22 protein-coding genes and 1 pseudogene are annotated in these 21,701 nt (G+C 60.0%); 14 read left to right on the top strand and 9 right to left on the bottom strand.

Going from position 1 to position 21,701, the window contains the following annotated elements:
• Positions 1-47: 47 nt before the first annotated feature.
• From QOV41_RS09770 to QOV41_RS09750, 5 genes are all read right to left on the bottom strand, one after another.
• The gene (locus QOV41_RS09770; protein ID WP_284581120.1) at positions 48-965 is read right to left on the bottom strand and encodes a dihydrodipicolinate synthase family protein; all 918 of its coding nucleotides are present in this window, start codon (positions 963-965) and stop codon (positions 48-50) included.
• Between the two features lie 18 nt (positions 966-983).
• Positions 984-1,835 (bottom strand): ABC transporter ATP-binding protein, encoded by an 852-nt coding sequence (locus tag QOV41_RS09765; RefSeq protein ID WP_284581118.1) that lies wholly within the window; start codon positions 1,833-1,835, stop codon positions 984-986.
• The gene (locus QOV41_RS09760) at positions 1,832-3,832 is read right to left on the bottom strand and encodes a dipeptide/oligopeptide/nickel ABC transporter permease/ATP-binding protein (RefSeq protein WP_284581117.1); all 2,001 of its coding nucleotides are present in this window, start codon (positions 3,830-3,832) and stop codon (positions 1,832-1,834) included. The genes QOV41_RS09765 and QOV41_RS09760 overlap by 4 nt, the downstream gene beginning before the upstream one ends.
• A gap of 1 nt (position 3,833) precedes the next feature.
• Complete coding sequence (locus QOV41_RS09755; RefSeq protein ID WP_284581116.1) at positions 3,834-4,799, bottom strand: ABC transporter permease; 966 nt, start codon at positions 4,797-4,799, stop codon at positions 3,834-3,836.
• Positions 4,800-4,915: 116 nt separating this feature from the next.
• Entirely contained in the window at positions 4,916-6,490 is a 1,575-nt protein-coding gene (locus QOV41_RS09750) for an ABC transporter substrate-binding protein (RefSeq protein WP_284581115.1), read from the bottom strand.
• Between the two features lie 167 nt (positions 6,491-6,657).
• On the opposite strand from QOV41_RS09750, the gene QOV41_RS09745 reads away from it, so the two are divergent.
• From QOV41_RS09745 to QOV41_RS09730, 4 genes are all read left to right on the top strand, one after another.
• Positions 6,658-7,344 (top strand): FadR/GntR family transcriptional regulator, encoded by a 687-nt coding sequence (locus QOV41_RS09745; RefSeq protein WP_284581114.1) that lies wholly within the window; start codon positions 6,658-6,660, stop codon positions 7,342-7,344.
• A gap of 109 nt (positions 7,345-7,453) precedes the next feature.
• Positions 7,454-8,197 (top strand): 2-keto-4-pentenoate hydratase, encoded by a 744-nt coding sequence (locus QOV41_RS09740; RefSeq protein ID WP_284581113.1) that lies wholly within the window; start codon positions 7,454-7,456, stop codon positions 8,195-8,197.
• 171 nt (positions 8,198-8,368) lie between these two features.
• Positions 8,369-8,665, top strand: a complete 297-nt coding sequence (locus tag QOV41_RS09735) for a CidA/LrgA family protein (RefSeq protein ID WP_350151084.1) — start codon at positions 8,369-8,371, stop codon at positions 8,663-8,665.
• A complete protein-coding gene (locus QOV41_RS09730; RefSeq protein ID WP_284581110.1) occupies positions 8,662-9,378 on the top strand; it encodes an LrgB family protein in 717 nt (238 codons plus the stop codon). The genes QOV41_RS09735 and QOV41_RS09730 overlap by 4 nt, the downstream gene beginning before the upstream one ends.
• 273 nt (positions 9,379-9,651) lie before the next feature.
• On the opposite strand, the gene QOV41_RS09725 is transcribed toward QOV41_RS09730, so the two are convergent.
• Positions 9,652-11,598 (bottom strand): methyl-accepting chemotaxis protein, encoded by a 1,947-nt coding sequence (locus tag QOV41_RS09725; RefSeq protein ID WP_284581108.1) that lies wholly within the window; start codon positions 11,596-11,598, stop codon positions 9,652-9,654.
• 197 nt (positions 11,599-11,795) lie between these two features.
• Here QOV41_RS09725 and QOV41_RS09720 point away from each other — a divergent pair, with 197 nt between their 5' ends.
• The 5 genes and pseudogenes from QOV41_RS09720 (at position 11,796) to QOV41_RS09700 (ending at position 14,801) form a co-directional block, all read left to right on the top strand.
• On the top strand, positions 11,796-12,164 hold the full coding sequence (locus QOV41_RS09720) for a DUF5655 domain-containing protein (protein ID WP_284581106.1): 369 nt from the start codon (positions 11,796-11,798) through the stop codon (positions 12,162-12,164).
• A 187-nt stretch (positions 12,165-12,351) separates the two neighbouring features.
• A pseudogene (locus QOV41_RS09715) lies at positions 12,352-12,672 on the top strand (transposase); the annotation flags it as partial.
• 468 nt (positions 12,673-13,140) lie between these two features.
• Positions 13,141-13,836: a YoaK family protein gene (locus tag QOV41_RS09710; RefSeq protein WP_284581105.1), complete on the top strand. Its 696-nt coding sequence runs from the start codon at positions 13,141-13,143 to the stop codon at positions 13,834-13,836.
• A gap of 99 nt (positions 13,837-13,935) precedes the next feature.
• Positions 13,936-14,151 (top strand): hypothetical protein, encoded by a 216-nt coding sequence (locus QOV41_RS09705; protein WP_284581103.1) that lies wholly within the window; start codon positions 13,936-13,938, stop codon positions 14,149-14,151.
• A gap of 392 nt (positions 14,152-14,543) precedes the next feature.
• The gene (locus tag QOV41_RS09700) at positions 14,544-14,801 is read left to right on the top strand and encodes a BON domain-containing protein (protein ID WP_284581102.1); all 258 of its coding nucleotides are present in this window, start codon (positions 14,544-14,546) and stop codon (positions 14,799-14,801) included.
• Positions 14,802-14,849: 48 nt separating this feature from the next.
• Here QOV41_RS09700 and QOV41_RS09695 read toward each other — a convergent pair whose 3' ends face one another.
• Entirely contained in the window at positions 14,850-16,016 is a 1,167-nt protein-coding gene (locus QOV41_RS09695) for an HPP family protein (RefSeq protein ID WP_284581100.1), read from the bottom strand.
• Between the two features lie 139 nt (positions 16,017-16,155).
• Entirely contained in the window at positions 16,156-16,713 is a 558-nt protein-coding gene (locus tag QOV41_RS09690) for a pyridoxamine 5'-phosphate oxidase family protein (protein ID WP_284581099.1), read from the bottom strand.
• A gap of 181 nt (positions 16,714-16,894) precedes the next feature.
• On the opposite strand from QOV41_RS09690, the gene QOV41_RS09685 reads away from it, so the two are divergent.
• The 5 genes from QOV41_RS09685 (at position 16,895) to QOV41_RS09665 (ending at position 19,896) form a co-directional block, all read left to right on the top strand.
• Positions 16,895-18,103, top strand: coding sequence for an NnrS family protein (locus QOV41_RS09685; protein WP_284581098.1), 1,209 nt, complete (start codon positions 16,895-16,897; stop codon positions 18,101-18,103).
• Positions 18,104-18,475: 372 nt separating this feature from the next.
• Complete coding sequence (locus QOV41_RS09680) at positions 18,476-18,631, top strand: hypothetical protein (protein ID WP_284581097.1); 156 nt, start codon at positions 18,476-18,478, stop codon at positions 18,629-18,631.
• 38 nt (positions 18,632-18,669) lie between these two features.
• On the top strand, positions 18,670-19,023 hold the full coding sequence (locus QOV41_RS09675; RefSeq protein WP_415926761.1) for a YbaN family protein: 354 nt from the start codon (positions 18,670-18,672) through the stop codon (positions 19,021-19,023).
• Positions 19,020-19,577, top strand: coding sequence for a DUF411 domain-containing protein (locus QOV41_RS09670; RefSeq protein ID WP_284581096.1), 558 nt, complete (start codon positions 19,020-19,022; stop codon positions 19,575-19,577). The genes QOV41_RS09675 and QOV41_RS09670 overlap by 4 nt, the downstream gene beginning before the upstream one ends.
• 61 nt (positions 19,578-19,638) lie before the next feature.
• Entirely contained in the window at positions 19,639-19,896 is a 258-nt protein-coding gene (locus QOV41_RS09665) for a BON domain-containing protein (RefSeq protein ID WP_284581094.1), read from the top strand.
• Between the two features lie 395 nt (positions 19,897-20,291).
• On the opposite strand, the gene QOV41_RS09660 is transcribed toward QOV41_RS09665, so the two are convergent.
• Positions 20,292-21,524 carry an MFS transporter gene (locus tag QOV41_RS09660; protein ID WP_284581093.1) on the bottom strand — a complete coding sequence of 411 codons (1,233 nt, stop codon included), beginning with the start codon at positions 21,522-21,524 and terminating at the stop codon, positions 20,292-20,294.
• Positions 21,525-21,701 lie beyond the last annotated feature (177 nt).

Raw genomic sequence — 21,701 nt, 5'->3', positions numbered from 1 at the left:
CTTTCATGTGAACGGCGCCGGAGGACCGGCAGCCGTTCCTTCACCGATCAAGCTGCCTTGGCGTTGCAATCGCGCACGATCTTGTCGATCGCATCCAGCGTCGCTGCATCGAGGGGCTTCAGCGGGGCGGTGAGGGTGGCGGCGCTTAACAGGCCCTTGATACCCATGGCGGCCTTGAACGCTCCAACTCCGGCTGCGTCACCGGAGCGGCCCGTCGCGACGAAGACGATCTCGAACAGTCGGTTGAGATATTCCTGCTCGGCAATGGCGGTCTTCATGTCCCCCGCCTTAGCTGCTTTCCAGAGACGGACGTAGGCGGCGGCATCGACGTTGGCGAGGCCGGGCACGGCACCGTCGGCACCTATCATAGCCATGGCGTCGACCACCACCTCATGTCCGGTGAAGAGGGCCAGCGGGTGACCCGCATCCCGGTTCATGGCGATCAGACGTCGGAAACCGACATCATCTCCCGAGGAATCCTTGACGCCCGCAATAACGCCTTCCTTGCCGAGCTGCACCAGCAGGCGCGGCGGTAGCTTCTTGTGGGACCGCACTGGGATGTCATAGGCAAAGAGCGGCACATCGATGCCGGCGCGGATCATCCGAAAATGCTCGGCGATCTCGGCCTCATCATTGATGGTGTAAAGTGGCGCAGTGGTCACGATAGCGTTGGCTCCGGCCTCGATCATGGCGCGGGCGGTACGAATGACGCTCGGGGCGCTGACTTCCATGGCACCGGCGATGACCGGCACACGACCGGCAACGGTGGCGGAGATGGCTTTCACCACGGAAATGCGGCTTTCCTCCGAAAGGTATGCGACCTGGCCGGTAGAGCCGAGCGCAAAGATGCCATTCACGCCCGACGTAATCAGGTATTCAATGACGCGCTTAAGATCATCGAAGTGGATGCTGCCATCGTCATTGAGAGGCGTTACGACAGGCGGGATGATGCCGTGGAAGGACATAGGTGTTTATTCCGGTTGTCAGAGGAAGGCGTTGGAAGGTGTTTCCGCGGGGGGTGCCCGCAAGAGGCTTGGAGCGGCAGCCAGCAGAGTGCGGGTGTAGTCCTGAGAAGGGCTGTCTAGCACCTGGTCGCTGGGCCCGAACTCGATGACCTTGCCGCGATGCATCACCGCGATGTCGTCCGAGATGTGGCGCACAGTTTGGATGTCGTGGGAGATGAAGACCATGCCAAGGTTCAGCTCGCGCTTGAGGTCCTGCAGGAGATTGAGGATCTGCGCACGCACCGACACGTCTAGGGCAGATGTTGGTTCGTCGGCCACGATGACCTTCGGTTTGAGCGTCAAGGCACGGGCAATGGCCACGCGCTGACGTTGCCCGCCGGAGAGCTGGGCGGGAATAGCATCGAGTACCGATTGCGGCAGACCCACAAGGCTGACGAGCTCAGCAACACGCTTGCGGCGGCTCTGTTCGTCGCCGATGCGGTGCACACGCAATGGATCAAGCAGCGCCTCGCGCACCAGCATGCGGGCGTTGAGAGCCGTCGCCGGATCCTGGAACACCACCGAGACGACGCGCCCGATGCGCTTGCGGGTGGAGGCGTCAAAACGGCGAACCTGTTCACCGCCGAACCAGATCTCACCCGAACTCGGCTCCAGAAGGCCGATGAGCACCTTGGCAGCGGTGGACTTGCCGGATCCGGATTCACCAACCACCCCAAGGGTGCGGCCCGCATACACGGCCAGCGAGACCTTATCCAGCGCCCGAAGCACGATAGGCTTCAGGCCTGGGGAGCGTATGCGGAAGTCGACTGATACATCGCGCAGTTCAATGACCGGAGCACCAGCCTGCTGAGGAGTTGACATCATGTTCATGCGGGCTCCTCCATAGGCAACACCACCGCATCGTCCGGATGTGACGCGTAGAAATGCTCCGTCCCGGGTATCTGCCGGAAGACTGGCACCACGCCGGCACTGCGGGCAGGATTGGACGAGCGTGGCGCGAACCGGTCGCCGGGTGGGAATTCTCGCGGAGAGGGCACCGTACCCTTGATCTGGTGCAGGCGCGCCGCGCTGGCCTCAATGCTGAGCACGGCCCCGAGCAGACCCCGAGTATACTCATGTACCGGCTGGGTGAGGATCTCGCGGGTGCGGCCCTGCTCTACCATCTGGCCGGCATACATTACGGCAATGCGGTGTGAGATCTCTGCCACCAGTGCCAGATCATGCGAGACGAACAGCATGGCGAAACCCAGCTCCCTACGCAGGCGATCAAGCAGTTCCACAACCTGCTTTTGAACCGTCACGTCCAAAGCTGTCGTGGGCTCGTCGGCAATGACTAGTCGCGGATTGCGGGTTAGAGCCATTGCGATCAGCACACGCTGTCTTTGCCCGCCCGAAAGTTCGTGCGGATAAGCGTTGAGCGTGCGGGCGGGATCGAGGCCCACCATCTCTAGCAGATCCTGGGCCGAACGGGTGCCTCCGCGGGAGGTCAGCTGCTTCATCTGCGAGCGGATCAGCATCGCCGGGTTCAACGATGAGAGAGCGTCTTGATAGATCATGGCGATGCCCTTGCCCCGGAGAGCATTACGGTCGCTCTCATCCATGGTGAGCAGGTTTTTGCCCTCGAAGAGAATTTCGCCGCTGATCTGGGCCCTGGGATCGAGTAGCCCCATGATGGCCAAAGAAGTAATGGACTTACCGCAGCCGGATTCACCTACCAGTGCGACCGTCTCGCCCGCCCGGACGCTGAACGAGATGTTGTCCACTACGTTGACGTTGCCGTGGCGCGGAAAGGCGATGCTGAGATTACGCACTTCCAGAAGAGGCGCACCGCTGTCGTCCATGACCATACGGTCGGTGCGGGCGAGCTCCACGCGCCGCAGTTCCGCAAGCCGTTCTTCAAGTGATACAATAGGTTCTGCCGCGGCGCCCCGTGCATCGGTCTTGGGCTGATCAACCTGGTCGATTGCAGCGTCAACCGCACTGGGATCAACGTGGGTACGAGCACGCGGGGCGGCCATGGCATCAGTCATGCCCTCCGCCAGTACATTGAGTGCAAGAACCGTTATGGTGATCAGCAGACCGGCAAACAGCGTCGACCACCAGGCGCCAGACATCACCAGCTGGCGGCCGGCGGCGATGACGTTGCCCCATGATGGCGCCGGATCGGGCACCCCCGCCTGGATGAAGGAGAGCGAGGCTTCGAAGACGATAGCGTCCGCCACCAGTACCGTGCCGAACACCAGGATTGGTGCAAGGCAGTTGCGAGCAACGTGACGGATCAGGATGTGCGGAGTCGAAGCGCCCATCACCCGAACGGCAGCCACGTAGTCTTCGCCGTACTGGCCGATGATGTTGGCGCGGATCACGCGGGTGAGCTGCGGTGTGTAGAGAAAAGCGATCGTCAGAACCAGGGCGGGTAACGACCGCCCGAACACGGTTACGAACACCACAGCAAGCGCGATGCCCGGAAAGGACATGACCATGTCCAGCACTCGCATCAGCACTTCCGAGACCCAGCGGCCGGACGTGGCGGCAATCGCGCCCAGAACCGCAGCGGCCAGCAGCGCCACCCCCGTTGCCGCAAGTCCGATCACCAGCGATGCGCCGGCGCCGTGGACGAGGCGGGAGAAGATATCACGCCCCTGCCGGTCGGTGCCGAACCAGTGGGACCCGTCAGGCGCTGCAGGTCCACGGGTCAACCCGGTGGCAAGCGGGTCATAGGGCGCGATGAAGGGTGCAAACACCGCCATCAGGCACACGCAGGCGATGATGGCCAGCGCGATCTTTGAGGGTGTCGGAAGGTGCTTCAGCCCGGAAAGACGCATGCCAGGGAACGAGAGCTTTTGGGTCAGTTCGTTTCTGATCACGTCAGACGCTCCTGATGCGCGGGTTGACCAGCACGTACAGCAGGTCAACAACGACGTTGATCACCACGAAAGCCAGTGCCACGGTGAGCGTCACGCCCTGGATGAGATTTGGCTCATTGTTGCTGACGCCGTTCATGATCAACATCCCCATTCCGTTGATGTTGAAGATGATCTCGATGATGACGGCGCCACCTAAGAGATAGCCGACACGCAGGCCGAGCACGGTGATGGGGGTAATCAGAGCGTTGCGCAGAACGTTGCGACCAACAACGACGTGGCGGGGAATGCCGGCGCCCAGTGCGGTGCGCACATAGTCTCTGTCCAGCTCCTCGACCATGGCGGTGCGCACCACGCGCGAGAGTTGCCCGATCACCGGAATGGCAAGAGCGACCGCAGGCAGGAGCATGCGCAGGAACCAGCCACCGAAGTTTTCAGTGATCGACGGAAGCCGCCCGGATGTCGGCAGCAGCGAAACCACGCCCACTTTGTGGCCGAGCAACTGGATCAGCAACACGGCGAGCCAGAATGATGGCGTGGACAGCGAGGCGATGGACAAGAACCGGATTACCTGATCGGGCCAACGATCTCGATAGATCGCCGCGAGCACGCCAAGCAGCAGCGAGAAAATGATGGCGATGATCAGGCCAAGGAATGTCAACTGCAGCGTGATCGGAAAGGCCTTGGCGACTTCATCGATCACCGGCAGTTCACGCGCTGAATAGGTGCCAAGGTCGAGTCTGGTAAGGCCGCCGAGAAACGAGATGTAGCGGGTCAGCAGCGGATCATCGAGCCCGTGTTCGGCCCGGTATTGTTGCCGCGCCTCCACAGAGGCCCCTTCGCCCAGCGCGGTAAGCGCAGGGTCGACCTTCGAGAAGGACATGATGAAGAAGACGAGAAACGTAATGCCGAAAATCATGATCGGCAGTTGTACGAGGCGCCTTCCGATCAGGTTGAGCACGTTCAGCATGGACCGCTGGCTCACTTTTTGGTGGAGAAGAAGGGTGGACCAGGTCCCGGGCATACCCGGGACCTGAGTTTACCAATGATGTCCCGGCCGGCGCTGCGGCGCCAGCGGACTAAGGCCTACTTCTTGACGCCAACGTCGAGGAAAGACAGGCCGGTGGTCGGCACCGGACGGAAGTTCTCGAGCTCGTCCTCGTTCCAGGCGGTCGGCAGCTGGCGATGCAGCAGCGGATAGAGCGGAACCTGCTCGGAGATGAGGTCGAAAGCTTCGTTCCACTTAGCCTGCTGCTCCTCACCGGAAAGCCGTACGGCTTCTTCGAGGATAGAAGTCAGCTGCTGGTATTCTTCACTGTCGGCCCAACGATAGCGGTCCGTAGGCCAGACATTGTCGCCAAACCACCACTGCATCAGCAAGTCAGCGTCGTTGCCGAAAACCGACGGGTCACCGGGCGCGATCATGGCCTGCATTTCGTTGGCGTCCACCTTGACGTACTGTCCGCCAGATTGACCGATATCAAGGGTGACATCGAAGCCAACTGCATCAAGCGATTCCTTGACGATCGGCGCAACGTCCTTAACCCAGCCATGATCGGTGCTCAGTAGAGTGATGTCGAGCTCGGAAACGCCGGCCTCCGCCAAGAGCTCGCGAGCCTTGTCCGGATCGTAGGCGTAGACGGTCGACGCCTCATGGAAGTTCGGATGTGTCTCGGGCAGGAAGGACTTAGCCGCAGCGGCGTTGTCGAGCATGCCAGTGCCGATGATCTTGTCCATGTCGAGCGCGTAGAGGAACGCCTGACGGACGCGAACATCATCGAACGGGGGGGCGGCGGTGTTGAACATGGCGAAGAGCAGGCCGAAGGACTGAGCCTTTTCCACGGTTGCCACGGCCGAGAGCGAGTCGATGTCGATATAGGGGACATCTTCGATGGCCATCACCGTCCCAGAGCTCAAAGCGTTAACACGAGCGGTGGGATCAGCAATCAGGTTCCAGACCATCTCCTGAGCAAGAGCCGGGCGTGGTCCGGTATAGGCCTCGTTACGCTCGAAGACGATCTGCGCTTCCGGAACGGCCGAAACAAGGCGGTAGGGTCCGGTGCCGATCGGCAGGTTGCCGAAGCCCGTCGGATCCGCTTCTACGGCAGCACGGGGCACGATCTTGATAGAGCCAATACGCTCGTTGAACAGCGAGAACGGGTACTTGTTGGTGAACTTCACCGTCGTTTCGTCGACCGCCTCAACCTTGTCGATAAACGACACGAAGGAACGGAACAGCGAGTTCGAGTTGGGGTCGAGCACGCGCTCGGTCGAAAAAACCACGTCATCCGCCGTGACCGGCGTGCCATCGTGGAAGACTGCGCCGTCACGGAGCTTGATGGTGTACTCTATCCCGTCAGAGCTGGTCGGCATTTCGGCCGCTAGAGCCGCATAGGGCTCACGAGTCACGGGATCAAGATCGACCAAACCTTCCAGAGTGTGCCAGTTGGCGGCGACAGTGACTGCACCCGACGCGCTCATCGGATCGAACGTGCCGGATAGGCCGTAAGCGATGCCGGCCTGGATGGTGGCATCGAGATCGATGTTCTCCATCACCGGCTGCGCGGTGGCGACGTTTACACCCAGCATTGACAGCGAGGCGAGTGCCCCGGCTGCCAACAACAAAGCGCGGCGAGAGACTCCCTTTGGGACGAAACGCATGAAAACTCCTCCATTGACATCAGACGTCAGATGTCTTCTAGACAATTGTGTGCTGCTGCGCAAGCCATGTATTCCAGTTATCAAGCAGCACCCCGCCGCTTTGGTGCGGCCGCAGATTTGGAGGGACGATGAACGGCCTGACACAGGCGCAAAGCGGTGAACTCCGAATGAGGCGAAGCACCACAGCCGAAGAAATCAAGCGTCTGATCCTCACGTCCGGCTTGCGTGCTGGCGATCCGATTCCAACCGAAACCGAACTCTGCCAAGAGCTGGGGGTCTCGCGCTCATCGGTGCGTGAAGCCATTCGCCGCCTGGCTACCCTTGATATTGTTGAGGTTCGTCACGGACATGGGACCGTGGTTGGCCAGATGAGCCTTGCCCCACTGGTGGAGACTTTGGTGTTCCGCGGCGTACTGTCGCCGGGGGACGACCTTGAGGCGCTGCGTGAGGTAGTCGACATGCGATGCGCTTTTGACCTAGCCCTCAGCGAACGCGTAGTGGCCGTTCACAAGGGCAGCGACAACGCGGTGATCGAGGATCTGGTAAACCGCATGCTCGCATGCGCGGAGGCGGAAAGGCCTTTCCTTGCCGAAGACCGGCAGTTTCACACCGAGTTACTTGCGCCGGTCGGCAATCAACTCGCCGTCCAGCTAGTGACGGCGTTCTGGGATATTCACACGGCGGTTCTGCCCAAGCTCGACCTCGCTCTGCCATCCGATCTGCGGCAGACGGCCAACGCTCACGGGGACCTCTACCGCTCGGCCCAACAGGGCGACGGCGACGCTTATCGTCGGGCGGTAGTTGACCATTACGAGCCATTGCTTCGAATGCTTAAAGGCAAGTCTACCCCTTAGCTTGGCGATGCCGGACCCCCGTTCGTTCAGCACGGGCGTTCCGGCCCATTGTCCCACACTTGCCATCACAGGCCGATCTCGTCCTCGGCGCAACAGCAAAAGAACAATTATGACACTTCCCCTTACCGACGTGATCCTGTCGAGCCGAGCTCGTGGCATTCTCATCGACGGCCCTTCACCGGACTTGCTGCCTGCAGACCTCGAAGAGGCATACCAAGTACAGACGGAAACCGCGCTGGCGTTGGCACCCGTCGGAGGATGGAAGGTGCAACCCTACCCTGAGCGAGGTGAGCCGATGGCGTCCCCTCTACTGCGCAGTACTGTACTCGGGGATGGTGCGTCGATCGAGCTCTCAGGATTGGCCCAGCCAGCAATTGAGGCAGAGCTGGCCGTTAGCCTAAAGCATGACCTTCCCCCGATTCCGGGAGGCTACGGCGTAGATGAGGTTAGAGATGCGGTCGCCAGCATCCATCTGGCAATCGAGGTCATTGGGTCGCGTTTTCTAGACCGGACACACATGACAACGCTCGCCGGGGTGGCCGACCTTCAGAACAACGAAGCGGTGGTGTTGGGTGGGGCAAGATCGGCGGAGAATTGGCCGGAGTTCAGCCGACAGCGGATCGCTATGTTCGTAGACGGGGTAGAGGTTGGGAGGGTGGAAGCCGGCCAAGACACCGCGCGCACGCTTCGCTCGCTCGCCTGGCTCGCCAACCACGCCGCCGAGCGGGGTTTGCCGCTAAAGACCAGAGATGTAGTCATTACCGGAGCCCGGATCGGCGCGCTGCCTCTGACCGGTGATCGGGTTACTGTGGAGGGGGATGGGTTCGAAACCGTGTCGGCCACGTTGGCATAAGATCGGTCATGGGTATTTTGCGCATTGGCGCTGGCCAGAGCTCAATCCTGGAGCAGTCGCATGTGTGAAGGGGAGCGACCATTCCTTCAACCTCGTGACTGGGTAGCCGGACTGTCACTACTGATCCTGTGTCAGTTGGCAGGGGAAGTCCTTGTGCTAGCGGCGCGCCTGATGCTGCCGAGCCTGCTTTTTCCTGGACCAATCTTGGGTCTTCTGTTGCTACTCGTTGTTTTAAAGGTGCTTGGGGAACGCGCGCAGGCGGTGGTCGGCGTGGGCAATGCCCTGCTCGGCATCCTGACACTACTGTTCGTTCCCTCTGCCGTCGGAATCATGCAGCAAGGCGAACTGATCCGCGATTGGGGCTTACCGCTGCTCCTGGCCGTGGTGGTATCGACGGTGATGACCCTGCTCGTCACCGTTGGCGCTTTCATCGGCACCGAAAGGCTACTGGCGAGAAAACGCTCATGATCCATATGGAGCCCGTCTGGGCTCACCTAACCGCGTCACCGCTGACTTGGCTGAGTGTCACGCTCGTTGCCTACACCGCCTCGCTATGGATCGCTGGGCGCTTCGACAACTCCCCGCTTGCCAACAGCGTGCTGATTTCTGCCGCCATCATCATTCCGGTCCTGCTGCTCACCCGCACGCCATACCCCACCTATTTACAAGGCGCGAACCTGATCCACTTTCTGCTCGGCCCGGCGACAACTTCCCTGGCAATTCCCTTGTTCGCCAACCGGGCTGCTGTGAAACGTTCACTTCTGCCCATCGCGGTGGCGCTGGTCGCGGGAAGCCTGACGGCAGTGGGTAGCTCACTTCTTGTTGCTACGCTGTTCGGCACCCCCGTTCAGGTACTGGCATCGCTGGCGCCAAAGTCGGTCAGTGCTCCAATTGCAATGGACCTGGCGCAAGGGCTGGGCGGTATTCCTGCTGTCGCCGCTGTAATCGTGGTATTCACTGGAATCACTGGCGCAGTAGTCGTCACTCCGATGATGAACGCCCTGCGCATACACAACTATCCTGCCCGTGGCTTCGCCGTAGGCATTGCCGCTCACGGCATCGGCACCGCGCGGGCGCTCCAGGTCAGCGGCGCGGCAGGCGCATTCTCGGGCACAGCAATGGCGCTCAACGGCGTGTTCACTGCCGTACTATTCTTGATTTTTTTCTCCACTAGACCGTGACCTCCCCTCCACCTTGTGGAAAGGCCCAGCCCACTCTGATGGTCTACTTTGGGGCCGGCACCAGACTGACCAGTTCTGGTGCCGAGAGGTTGATTAGCTGCCATTCCGAGCAAATAATCTGATCGGCGGCAAGCGACCCCAATTCTGCCGTTCAGTGGCAGAAGGTAGTTCCCTGAAACCAGCCACTCGGTAAAGGCCTTGCCGTCGTGAGATTCTGCCAGGCGAATCTGTGTTCTGGAGACCAGGACGGGGTTCAAGCGGTCGGCAAGAGGCCTAGGCCTCGTGCCAGTTCTGATCAATCGCTGCGTTGCCATTTGTAAGAAGGGTTCTGTGGGTGTGGCGCGTGGATTTGCTTTCCCCTGCTAGCTTAAGCGCAGCAGGCCGAGTTTCCGCGGTGGCGGGCAATTGAGTGCGCGGGTCGCCCGCTTCGATCCTGAATATCTCAACGATCCGGTCGAGCGCGGTCGCCTGTTGGTCGGTTTGAGCGATTGCCGCGTTAGTTTCCTCAACCAGGGCGGCGTTGTGCTGCGTCATTTCGTCCAGCTGACGCACCGCAGCAGTGATCTCCTTTATCGAGGAAGCCTGCTCGCGGCTAGCATCGGCGATCGTCTGCATTTGCGCGGTGTTGCTCCGAGCTGCCTTGAGCATCGCCACAAGCTTTTCGGCAGCTTTGGCTACGAGCCTTGACCCACCGTCAACCTCGGTAGCGCTCTGCTCAATGAGAGCCTTCACCTCGGAGGACGCCTCGGCCGCTGATTGGGCCAGACGACGTACTTCGATGGCCACGACGGCAAAGCCCTTGCCTGCTTCCCCGGCACGTGCAGCTTCGACCGATGCATTGAGAGCCAAAAGGTTGGTTTGGAAGGCGATATCATCGATCATTTTGATGATGTCGGAAACTTTGGCCGATGAGGTGGTGATCCGCTCCATCGCTGCGGTCGCCAGCCCCATGGCCTCACCCCCTTCTTCGGCCGACTGGCTGACTGAGGTAGCAGTTTTTGTGGCTTCCTGCGCCCGACCAGCATTCTCCATTACTGTCACAGCCAGCTGCTCCATGGTTGCTGAGGTTTCTTCGATGGTCGCAGTCTGGCGAGTAGTGCGGTCAGAGAGGTCATTCGTTCCCGACATGATTTCGATCGTCGCGCCCCTAAGTTCATTGGAGGTTAGCCGGAGCTTCGTGACGACGTCATTCAGGCTTTCGGCCGTGCGATTGAAATCGTCCTTGAGACGCTGCGACTTGGCGGGCAGGTCCGCCGTGATGCGATGCCTGAGATTGCCGGAAGCGAGAGCGGCGAGGCCTTCGGCCAGAACCTCCACGGCCGCTGCGTCGTCCTCGGCTTCGCGTTCTTTCGCCTGCTGTACTGCCGCCCTCTCCTGTTCGCTCATGGCCCGATCGGCTTCATGCTGCTGTCGTGCCTGGATGGCCTCGGATTCGGCAATGCACTTCTCAATCGCTGATTGTTTGAAAACCAAGACGGCCCTTGCCATATCTCCGACTTCATCACGTGCAGTAGTTGCCGGAACGTCGATGTCATTGTGGCCACCGGCCAACCCAGCCATTGCTGAGGTCAGCGCGTTGACAGGCCGAGTGATCGAACGGGCAATCAGAAAGGCCGAGGCGCCCATCAGCAGGAGACCGGCCAGCAAGGCGGCACCCAGTATGAACACATTCTCCCAGAACATGGCCTCTAGATCGTCGATATAGACGCCAGTGCCAACAACCCAACCCCAGGATGTTCCCGTGACGTGAGAGAGCTTGGGTTGTGGAGTGTCGCTGCCAGGCTTGGGCCATAGGTAGTCCACAAAGCCGGAGCCATGAGCTTCGACTGTTCTGACAAATTCGACGAACAAGCGTTTGCCGTTCGGATCAGCGTTTTGGGAAAGATCCTGGCCGTCGAGCTCGGGTTTGATGGGGTGCATCACCATCACCGGACCCATGTCATTGATCCAGAAATATTCACTCCCGCTGTAGCGCATCGCCTTGATGGCTTCGAGTGCCTGAAGCTGCGCCTCATCCAGGGGCACTTCGCCTGCTTCAACACGGGCTGCGTGATACTCGATGATTGCCGTCGCGCTGTCGGTCATTGCAGACAACAGTGCTTTGCGGTCCTCCACGAGATGATGCTGAGTGTTGAAGAGGGAAAAGACAGTTCCCGCCGCCATCATGGCGAGTGCAAGCGCACCCATGATCAGGAGTTTGGTTGAAATGCGCAGCGTCATCGTCTCTTCCCGAATAAATGCCCTCAAGGCATTTAAGTAGGCGACGGTGAAGATCGCACTAAGCAAGAAAGCGAGAGGACCGCGCCGCGCTGCGTTTGGCCACCGGTAAGCCTACGTTCTGCTGAGAGCTTGCCAGCTAGGCCGACACACGAGTATCCTACATTTACTGCCCTGCTCTTGGGGTGCAAACTCTATCCATGGCTGACCAGGAAATCCAAGATTACCTATCTGGTAAGAACACGGACACAATCCAGGTCTTCATGGATTTTAGAAAGCATGCGCTGGCAGCTGGAAAGGATGTGGCCGAGAAGGTCTCCCGCACCATGGTGGCGTGGAAGGGGAAGCGCACATTCGCGACGGCGTACATCAAAGGCAGATATCTTGAGTGCTCTATCGACCTTCTGCATGCTGTGGAACACCAGCATCTGAAGGCTTCGTTTCGCACCACGAAATCGGTGGTCACCAACCGCTTCACGCTCGAACCTGATGAAGAGATCGACGTGGAAATGCAAGGGTGGCTTCGCGAGGGGTACCGACAAGTTGGTCCGGGTACCCGCAACCACTAATTCGGTGAGCAAAGGAGTTGGCGCCCGGGAGCTATAGTCTGACAGGATTCCCCCTTGGCTGTGGGAGTCACCTAGCATATCGCAAAGCCTCCTCATTCTGACCGCAACTTCGAGCGACGCCAAGCTCCCCGCGCAAGAAGTATTGGCCCGGCAGTTGGAACAGCATAGTTGGACTGGGATGCACTGCAGGTCCGGTCGAGAGTTTGCCGCCTGGCTCGGGCTCACGCCATCCCAAAACTCCAGTGGTGGCAAGGACCGCCTCGGCCGCATCACCAAGATGGGCGATCGGTATTTGAGGAAGCTGCTTGTGATCGGCGCGACATCGTTGATCCGCGGAGCCAAATACAAACCGGACACCGCAGACCCCCGGCTTGTCGCACTCCTGGCGAGGAAACCGGTGCGCGTGGCGAGTGTCGCCATGGCGAACAAGATGGCACGGCTGGTCTGGGCGATCATGACCCGTGGCGAGGTCTACCAGGCTCGCCATGCCCCACATCTGATGGCGTAAACTGCCAAGACTTGAAGCGGGAAACAGTTCGAGCCGAATAATCGGCTCCATGAGGTTGTGAGAGCGAAGCGATGTGATGGCGAAACCGGTCAGGCCGGAAACAGGGACAACCCACAGCCAGTCCGAGGCGTTATAGCCTGCTTAGCAGATTGGGACCTTGTTCGCCGACCCCATCAGGGCCAGCAGTCTCCTACGGCTGCATCAATAGGCCGGACAGAAGACTGCACCCGACCAACGCGCCAGAACGTCGAATTACCTCTTGCAATGCGGGAGCCATCCACAGAGGACCGGCAGCTGTCGAGAAGCCGAGGCGGAAGCGTGGATCTTCGATTGGGGGCTCGAAGCCGACCGGCGGTGCAGGCTTCCAACTGTCCTACCCATGTGATCGGCTCATCCGGAAATCGCCCGAACCGCATCACTTGCTGCAGCCCGCCACCAGAGGCTATTTCTGTCGTCAGGGGGCCGAAGATGTTGATACGCGAAGGCGACCAACGCGATCTTGCAGTAGATATCCGTCTTGCCACTCTGCTGGCCGGCATAGCGGGCGCCCTGAACGCCGCTGGCTTTCAGGCGGTGGGTCTGTTCTCAGCGAACATGACCGGTAACTTGTCAGCATTCTCAGACCATCTAAGTCTCGGCGAACTCGGTGCAGCGGCCCTGTTCGGGGCGCTTCTGGTAGTGTTCATTGCTGGGGCGTGCACCTCGGGGCTTCTGATTGAAGCGGGGCGGAAGCGGCAGATCCGTGCAATATATGCGTTTAGCATTGTACTTGAGGGATTGCTGCTGTTGTTGCTCGGTGGCGTGGATATCTTCATTCCCGCCTTCGACAGTAGCGCCCTCCTCGTACTCGGACTGAGCTTTGTCATGGGGTTGCAGAACGCAGCAACGACAAGGATCTCCAACGCGAGAGTTCGCACCACCCACGTGTCTGGCATGGCGACTGACATCGGGCTTGGACTTGCGGCCCTCTTTGACCGGGCCCCACAGAGGGAGAGTGCACTTGCCAGGCTGCGCTTATATACAAGCACGATCATAGCTTTCCTGATCGGTGGCATCGTCGGAGTTGCGCTTTATCTCACAATCGGTGGCTACCTCCTCGTGTTCGCTGCAGCGATCCTGTTCGCCATCGCCCTGCCCGAGGTGAAACGCGCTGGAACCTCCTAGAAGAGGCACAAGGAGAATGCAGTCTGCTCAACGACCGTGGCCCCGAGCATTGTTGGTTTGATCTATCGGTCTTAGTATTCTTCCGCGGGGGCGGCATCCATGATCCATGTTCAGCCAAAGCTTTACCACGTGGTGTTCTGGGAGACTGAGGATCGCTCAACTTCAGGCGGTCTGCGGATGCAATTTGACACTCTCGGGGCGGCGCTTGCAGCGTTCGAAGAACACCAACGGCACGGCCAATACCGCACTGGCATCCTCATGGAGTCGCAGAAGATCAGTGGCGTCTGGAAGCTTATCGACCGCTTCCCACGATAGAAGCTATCTCGGGGTGCAGGTATTCCGGCCTGCTCGCCACACGGCACAAATTGAGGGCTAAGTACTAGGGGGCATGTGCCTGCTGGCGATTGCACATCTCCTTCGGGCCGAATGCTACTGGCCTTTCAGTTGCGGGCATACCATCGGGCTTCCCTGGCATCGACTATATTGGAGCTCAGCTCGAACCCTATGACGTGGGCAGGTTGGCGCATCGGGCGGGCAACTTTTCACGCGCTATCGTGGTCTCAAGGAGCTGTGAGGGGGTGCCGCGAAGTCGCTCCCCCATTCTCAGCGCATGCCGGCTATTCGCTGAGAGGGTGCGGCTCCTTGATCTGGCTCAAACACGGCGGCGAGGGCGAGGGTTAAAAGCTCCCGCAGCAAGGAGCAAAATCATGAATTCGTTCGATAGATCGGCCAACCTCCGCCGTGATGAAAACATCGCCGACGACGTGATGGAGGCCCTGTGGCAGGACGCCTTCCTGGACGCCCATGGCATGGAGGTCACTGTGCAGGATGGTGTCGTCATCCTCAAGGGCCAAGACCTTGATCGACTCCAGGTAGAGCACGCAATCGAATTGATCGAGGATCTGCCGATTGTTGACGACGTGGTCGATGGTACCACCTCGCGAAAACTGAGGGCTGCGGCCTAGGGTAGTGTTCAACCCCGAGCGGCACCTCCCGTCCCGCAGCCTTCTCCGTCAGGCGATAAGCGCCAGCTCCTCGGCATTGACATGAAAGAGCGCGGAAAGCACGTCCGACTGCGTCACCATGCCAATGAGGATGCCTTGATCATCGAGCACCGGCAGGTGGTGGTGGCCCGTCTCGGCCATCACCTGTACCACGCGGGCGATCGGCATTGCCTGGGAGACACAACGGACTTGCGAACTCATCAGCTCACGTGCCTTGCCACGAAGAGGCCGGTCTGAGTTCGTCATCGCGCGCAAACGCCAGCCGAGCCCCGTGGCAACGGGAGCTGGACCCCAGTCCGCCTTTTCCAGCAGGTCAGTTGCCGTGAGTATGCCGACAACGGTTCGGTCATCTTCAACTACGGGCAATGCCTTGAGGCCATGGCTCCGCAGCAGCCGCAGACACACCCGTAGAGTGGTGGCGGGTGCGACCGTGATCACCTCGCGTGACATGATTGCACCCGCGGTCACGCCTCCGGATCGTCGTGAGAAGGCCATCGCCTCTGCACGTTGTAGAACCTCCTCCAGATCGGCCGGGTCTACGGGCACAATATCGTCTCGTTCCTGGATGGCGGTTGTCAGGTCCTCGATCGTGACGCCGAGGCTACCGCCGCCCCCACTCCCCACGCTCGGGAGCGATACGCCCGCGCTAGGACGGTGCGGGTATTCTTTCCCGGTCAACTTGTTGAACAAGAGGGCCAGGAGCAACAGGAGCACAGAATTGAGCCCGACAGGCCATAGTATGAAGCCATAGCCGAGCTCTGTGATCGCCGGACCGCCGATCACGGCCGTAAGCGCAACGGCGCCGCTGGGCGGATGGAGGCAACGGCAGGTCAGCATCAGCCCTATACTGACTGCCACGGCGAAAGCTGCAGCAACCATTGGCTGAGGAATGAGAAGGGCGGCCGTGACGCCCACCAGCGCTGCCAGGCAATTGCCAGCCAGGATCGACCAGGGCTGGGCGAGTGGGCTGGTTGGCACTGCAAATAGCAGCACCGCCGAGGCACCAATCGGTGCCATCAACAGCGGGATTCCTGCGTCCGAGCCAACCGCAGCAGCAGTCACGATTCCCGTCACCAATATTCCGGCGAACGCCCCCAACGCAGCACGCGCTCGTTCATGCCCACTGACAGGAACAAGGTTGGGCAGGAACTGGTTGAGAAATGCAAGTCGCAACATGGCAGCTGAGTAGCAGCGGAGCTGGAAAAGCTCAAAGGCTTAGCGCCCAAATTTCATGCGTTCCGCGCAAATGTTGTGCAATCAGAAGAGCTCACGAAGTGAAGTGCAGGGCACGCATATGCATTGCCCGAGCGAAGGCTTACGATTTCTCGAAGAGCCCGGTTGGGAAGCCATCCAGACTGACTTGGTTCTTCTCCCGCCAGTATGCCTCGACACCCTCTACTCCCTTAGCCTCCGCCCAAGCATCCATCTGCGGTCGCTCTTGCTTGTAATCAAACAGCGGCACGCCGAAGCCACACGAAGTTTGCACCAGATCGATGTCAAGCTGCACCATCTGGCGCGCTCCGAGGGGAGGATCGTCGTCAAACAACGTGGACAGAAGGTGCCGATACTCGGAGCTGTCACGGTGAATCACGTGCCCCCGCCCGTAGAGGCGCATTATGAGCGGCGGCCCCTCCACCGCACAGAACATGATGGTCAATCGGCCATCCTTCTTCAGGTGGGCTGCGGTCTCGTTCCCGCTGCCCGTCCGGTCCAGATAGAGGACGGAATTGTCCCCGAGCACCCGGAACATATCGGTGCTTCGTGGCGAGACGTTCACGTGCCCAGTCGGAGCCGAGGATGCGGTGAAGAACATGCGCTGTGCGGCAATGAACCGGCGGTGGTGCGCTTCGAGTGATGGAAACTGCTTGGCCATGGTTCAACAATGCCATGCCAAGCTGCCGCTGCAAACCCTGGCACCCACTCACTGCCTGAACAAGACCTTCCCCACGGAAGTTCGCACCGGCAAGCACCACCGCAGAACGATGCAATTGTTTTGACGCAAAGACGCATGGAGACCTCGGAGGTAGATGGAAGCAACTCCAAGAGGTGTTTCGATGAGTGCTCCAGCCGTGGCTAGAAAGCCAGTACCCCGGGGAATCCGCCACACCGGTCCGGTGATCCTCGCCTACGGTTTCCGTCCCTTCTTCTTGGCTGCCGGGATTTGGGCCGTCTTGGCTATGACGCTCTGGATCGGGGCACTGGCAGGCGGCATCTCCATCGGTGGAAGCTATGGCGGTGCTGCGTGGCATGCCCATGAGATGCTGTTTGGCTATAGCTCCGCAGCGTTGGCCGGTTTCCTGCTGACCGCGATCCCGAATTGGACTGGTCGCCTACCGGTCTCAGGCACTCCGCTTGCGGTGCTTTGCGCCGTGTGGCTTGCGGGACGGTTGGCGCTCATCGCTCCGGACTTTATCGGATTGCCAGCTGCCATTGCAGCCGACATGGCCTTCTTGCCCCTCCTCCTTGCCATTTGCCTGCGAGAGGTGATTGCAGGACGCAAGTGGCGTGACCTCAAAGTGCTGGCTGGCGTTGCTGCTTTGACGGTTGCCAACGGCGCCTTTCATGCGCTGGTTCTATGGAATGGCGATGCGGGACTGGCGAGCCGCCTTGCAGTTTCTGCCCTTGTCATGCTCATCGCCATCATCGGAGGCCGCGTCGTGCCGAGCTTCACGCGGAACTGGCTAGCCAAGCGTCACATTACCACCCTGCCCGCGCCTTTTGGCCGGCTGGATGCAGCGGCACTACTCACGGGCCTTGCTGCCCTTGCGCTTTGGGTCTTCCTCCCCGATCACCTCGTCACAGGTCTGATATGCCTGCTTGCCGGCGCGCTGCACCTGGGGCGGCTGGGGCGGTGGCGTGGCTGGCAAACGGGAGCCGAGCGACTGGTGCTCGTGCTGCACGTCGCCTATGCATTCGTGCCCTTGGGGTTCTTCGCCATCGCACTTGTGCCGTTCGGATGGTTGGACGCCGCTTCCGCCCTGCACCTGTTCACAGTTGGCGCCATTGGCCTCATGACGCTTGCGATCATGAGCCGGGCAACACGCGGGCACACCGGGATGCCGCTTACAGCGCCGATCACCACCGGGATCAGCTACGTTCTACTGCTTACTGGTGCGGTGCTCCGCCCGCTCGCAACCGTGTTTCCAGACCAATACTCAAACCTAGTTTCAGCCAGTGGGTTGTGCTGGATTCTCGCCTTCATGCTCTATGTCGCCGAATACGCTCCGGTGCTTCTCACTCGGCGCAAGCCACGTCCTGTCTGAATGTGGATTAGGTCTCGCTGTAAACGTGCGATATGCTTGGAGAACCAATCGATCCTCCGGGCAAGGTGAGCTAGCCTACCCTTGTTTGCGACAGAACAAACACATGATGGCGCAAGCTGGCTAAGCTGCACCGCAGCAAACCACCTTGGCCGCCTGCTCATGTCGTTTCATCCAGTTATCAGCCGCGAAACCTCGAGCCAAACAGATGACTTGGCGCAGCGCCTCCGATCTACAATCCAGCACGCCGCCAGCACTTGCGAGTGCCGCGAGCATGTGGACGAAGCGGTCAGGCGGTTCATGACACTTGAGCAGGCGCGGCGGGATCGGAGCGCCCTTCTGAAGGCCCGCGGGCAGCTAGCACGGATAATTGCGTTGACTCAGATGCTGGCTGAACTCGACGATATCAGCTGGACCGAGGTGGACCGCTCCGCTTTCGAGGAGTTGGCGCAACTCTTCGATGATGTGGCGCGGGCGGCTACACTTGGCTCGGCGGCGATGCAGATGATCTCAGGAGAAGTGCGGCAATGAGGGTGATGCGGGCGTGCAATTTCGCTCTAGGAGGCACAATGCTGTCCTTGGCAGCTGCCGGTGCTGTGCTGCCGGTCCTTCCTTCCACACCCTTCCTGCTTGCCGCGGCATGGTTCTTCTCGCGTTGCTCTCCCCGGGCCGAGCACTGGCTGCTGAACCACCCGGTGTTTGGTGAACCGCTGCGGAACTGGCGTCGGGAGAGAGCAGTAGCCCCTCGGGCGAAAGCTCTCGCGGTCGGCATGATGGGGGCGAGTTACATCATTCTGCTTATCACCGCCTCTCCTGACTGGCCGCTTGCCTGCGGGACGGCCATTTTCCTTGTTCTGGTGGGCACTTTCATTCTGACGCGGCCAGCACCGGCCGATAACGATCAAGCTGGAGCAGCCCGATGAACACGGTCTTCAGCCGCCGACGCTTTCTCGCGGCAGCCGCTGGTTATGCAGCTTTGGTCGCATTCCCGGCGCTCTCGTTTGCCGACACTCGCTCGCTCGTCATCGTCAACAAGGACCCCAATTGCGGGTGCTGCACGGCATGGGCAGACCATCTGTCGGCTTCTGGTTTCACCACGCGCCTTGTAGATAACGACAATATTTACGCCCTCAAGGAACAGGTTGGCGTTCCGGCAGCTCTTCACTCGTGCCACACAGCAGAAGTAGAGGGATACGTACTCGAGGGACATGTGCCCGCTTCAGCGATTGAACGTCTCCTTCGCGAGCGGCCGAATGCCGCTGGCCTTGCAGTGGCGGGCATGCCATCGGGATCTCCCGGCATGGACTATCCTGGTGCTCCGCTCGAACCTTACGAGGTGGTGCAGTTTGGCGCATCCGGCGAGCAACTCTTCGCACGTTATCGAGGTCTCCAGGAGCTGTGGGGGAGCCCCGAAGTCGCTCCCGCACCAAGACGCCAGCGCATGTCGGCCATTCGCCGAGCGGTTGCGGCTCCTTGATCTGGCTCAAACACGTCGACAAGGGCGAGGGCTAAAAGCTCCCGGAGCAAGGAGCATCATCATGAACTCGTTGAATAAATCCACCTGTCTACGACGGGATGAGAACATCGCCGACCGCGTCATTGAGGCGCTCTGGCAGGACGCCTTCTTGGACGCCCATGGCATGGAGGTCACTGTGCAGGATGGCGTCGTCACCCTCAGGGGCCATGACCTTGATCGGCTTCAGGTAGAGCGCGCAATCAAATTGATCGACGATCTGCCGATTGTTGACGACGTGGTCGACGGTACCACCTCACGGAAACTGAGCGCCGCGGCCTAGGGATAGTGGTCTACCCCGGAGCGGCTCCTTTCCTCCCGCAAACCTTCGCTCAGGCGGTAAGAGCCAATTCTTCGGCATTGACGTGAAAGAGCGCTGAAGGCACGTCCGACAGCGTCACGGTTCCAGTTAATGTGCCCTGTTCATCAAGCACCTGCACTACGATGGGCGATCGGCAGGCCTGGGCTAATGCCTGCTGGAAGCAGCCTGACTACGATACTGGGAGTGACAAAGATCTCGTTGCGCGTTGTCTCTACTCCGTATCTGCGTGCCTATGCTCCCATAAATCAGCCCCCACGGCGCGGCCATCTAAAGCTTCGACGTAGGTGATTAACCCTTCAAAGTCCTTGGGTACGCGTCTGGACACCCGAGGCCACACTGACTGCGGCTGAGACGTGTCACCGGATCTTTCCCATGTCGGGCAGGAACACGGTCAGCAACCCGGCCAATGGCAAGAAAGAGCATAGCCAGAACACATGCTCGATGCTGGTGGTATCCGCCAAGGCACCGAGTGCGGCGGCCGCGATGCCGCCCGCACCAAAGGCAAAACCGAAGAAGATGCCGGCGATCATTCCTATTCGCCCCGGCATGAGTTCCTGCGCGAACACCACGATTGCCGAGAATGCCGAGGAGAAAATCAGGCCAGTGAGTATTGTCAGGACAACAGTCCAGGTGAGATCCGCATAGGGCAAAGCAAGGGTGAATGGCAGCACGCCCAGGATGGAGAACCAGATGACGAACTTGGCTCCAAACCGGTCGCCGATTGGGCCACCCAGGAACACGCCCAGGGCCGATGCGCCAAGGAAGACAAAGAGGAGCAGTTGCGCGTCCTGAACACCGACCTGGAATTTGTCGATCAGGAAGAAGGTGTAGTAGCTCGACAAACTGGCCATGTAGGCGTTCTTGGTCAACGTCAGCACCGTCAGAACGGTCAGCGCAATCATTGTGGTCCGTTTGTCGAATAGCAGAGCGGTGCTCGCAGGCGCTTTACCGGCGTTAGACCGCTGATGTTCGGCATACCAACGTCCAACCCGCCAAAGAATGAATATGCCAACCAGAGATCCCACAGCGAACAGGCTGACGCTCCACTGACCGCGTGGCAGCACGATGAAGGCTGCCAACAACGGACCGATAGCCGAGCCTGCATTCCCGCCGACCTGGAACAGAGATTGAGCCAAACCGTGCCGACCCCCAGAAGCTAGGCGAGCCACCCGGCTGGACTCTGGATGGAAGATCGCGGACCCCAATCCAATGAACGCGGACCCGACCAGCAACAGCAAGTAGCTCTGCGCAAACCCAAGAATGATCAGGCCGACCAGGCTTGATGCCATCCCGATTGGCAGCGAGTACGGCAAGGGATGCCTGTCAGTGTAGATGCCAATCGCCGGCTGCAGGAGTGACGCAACACATTGAAACGTCAGCGTCAGCAGTCCGATCTGCACGTAGTCCAGACCATAGCTAGTCTTCAGGATCGGGTAGATTGCGGCGAGCAGCGACTGCATGACGTCGTTGATCAGGTGACACGCACTCACCGCCAGAATGATGGAGAGCGTGGTCTTCCCTGCCACGCTGGTTGTGGTGGTGCTGGCTACCAGCGTGCTACTCGCCGGCGCGTTGGGTTCAAATGTCATAGTGCTGATACAGAGGACTGTGGTGAGATGTTATCTGGCTGCCGCCCGCACTAACATGTCAGCTGCTCAATGTCCTCGGCGTCTTCGTCGCGAGAACCAAAAGGGTGGAAAGAGTCACTTGTCCTGCCCGTGGCGAGGTCCGATTCATGACGGCTGAACCAAGGGAGAGTTGGATTT

This window comes from Devosia sp. RR2S18 (assembly GCF_030177755.1).
Classification (GTDB): domain Bacteria; phylum Pseudomonadota; class Alphaproteobacteria; order Rhizobiales; family Devosiaceae; genus Devosia; species Devosia rhizosphaerae.
Note: the sequence above shows the minus strand (reverse complement) of the source record. Positions and strands in the feature narration are given on the sequence as shown.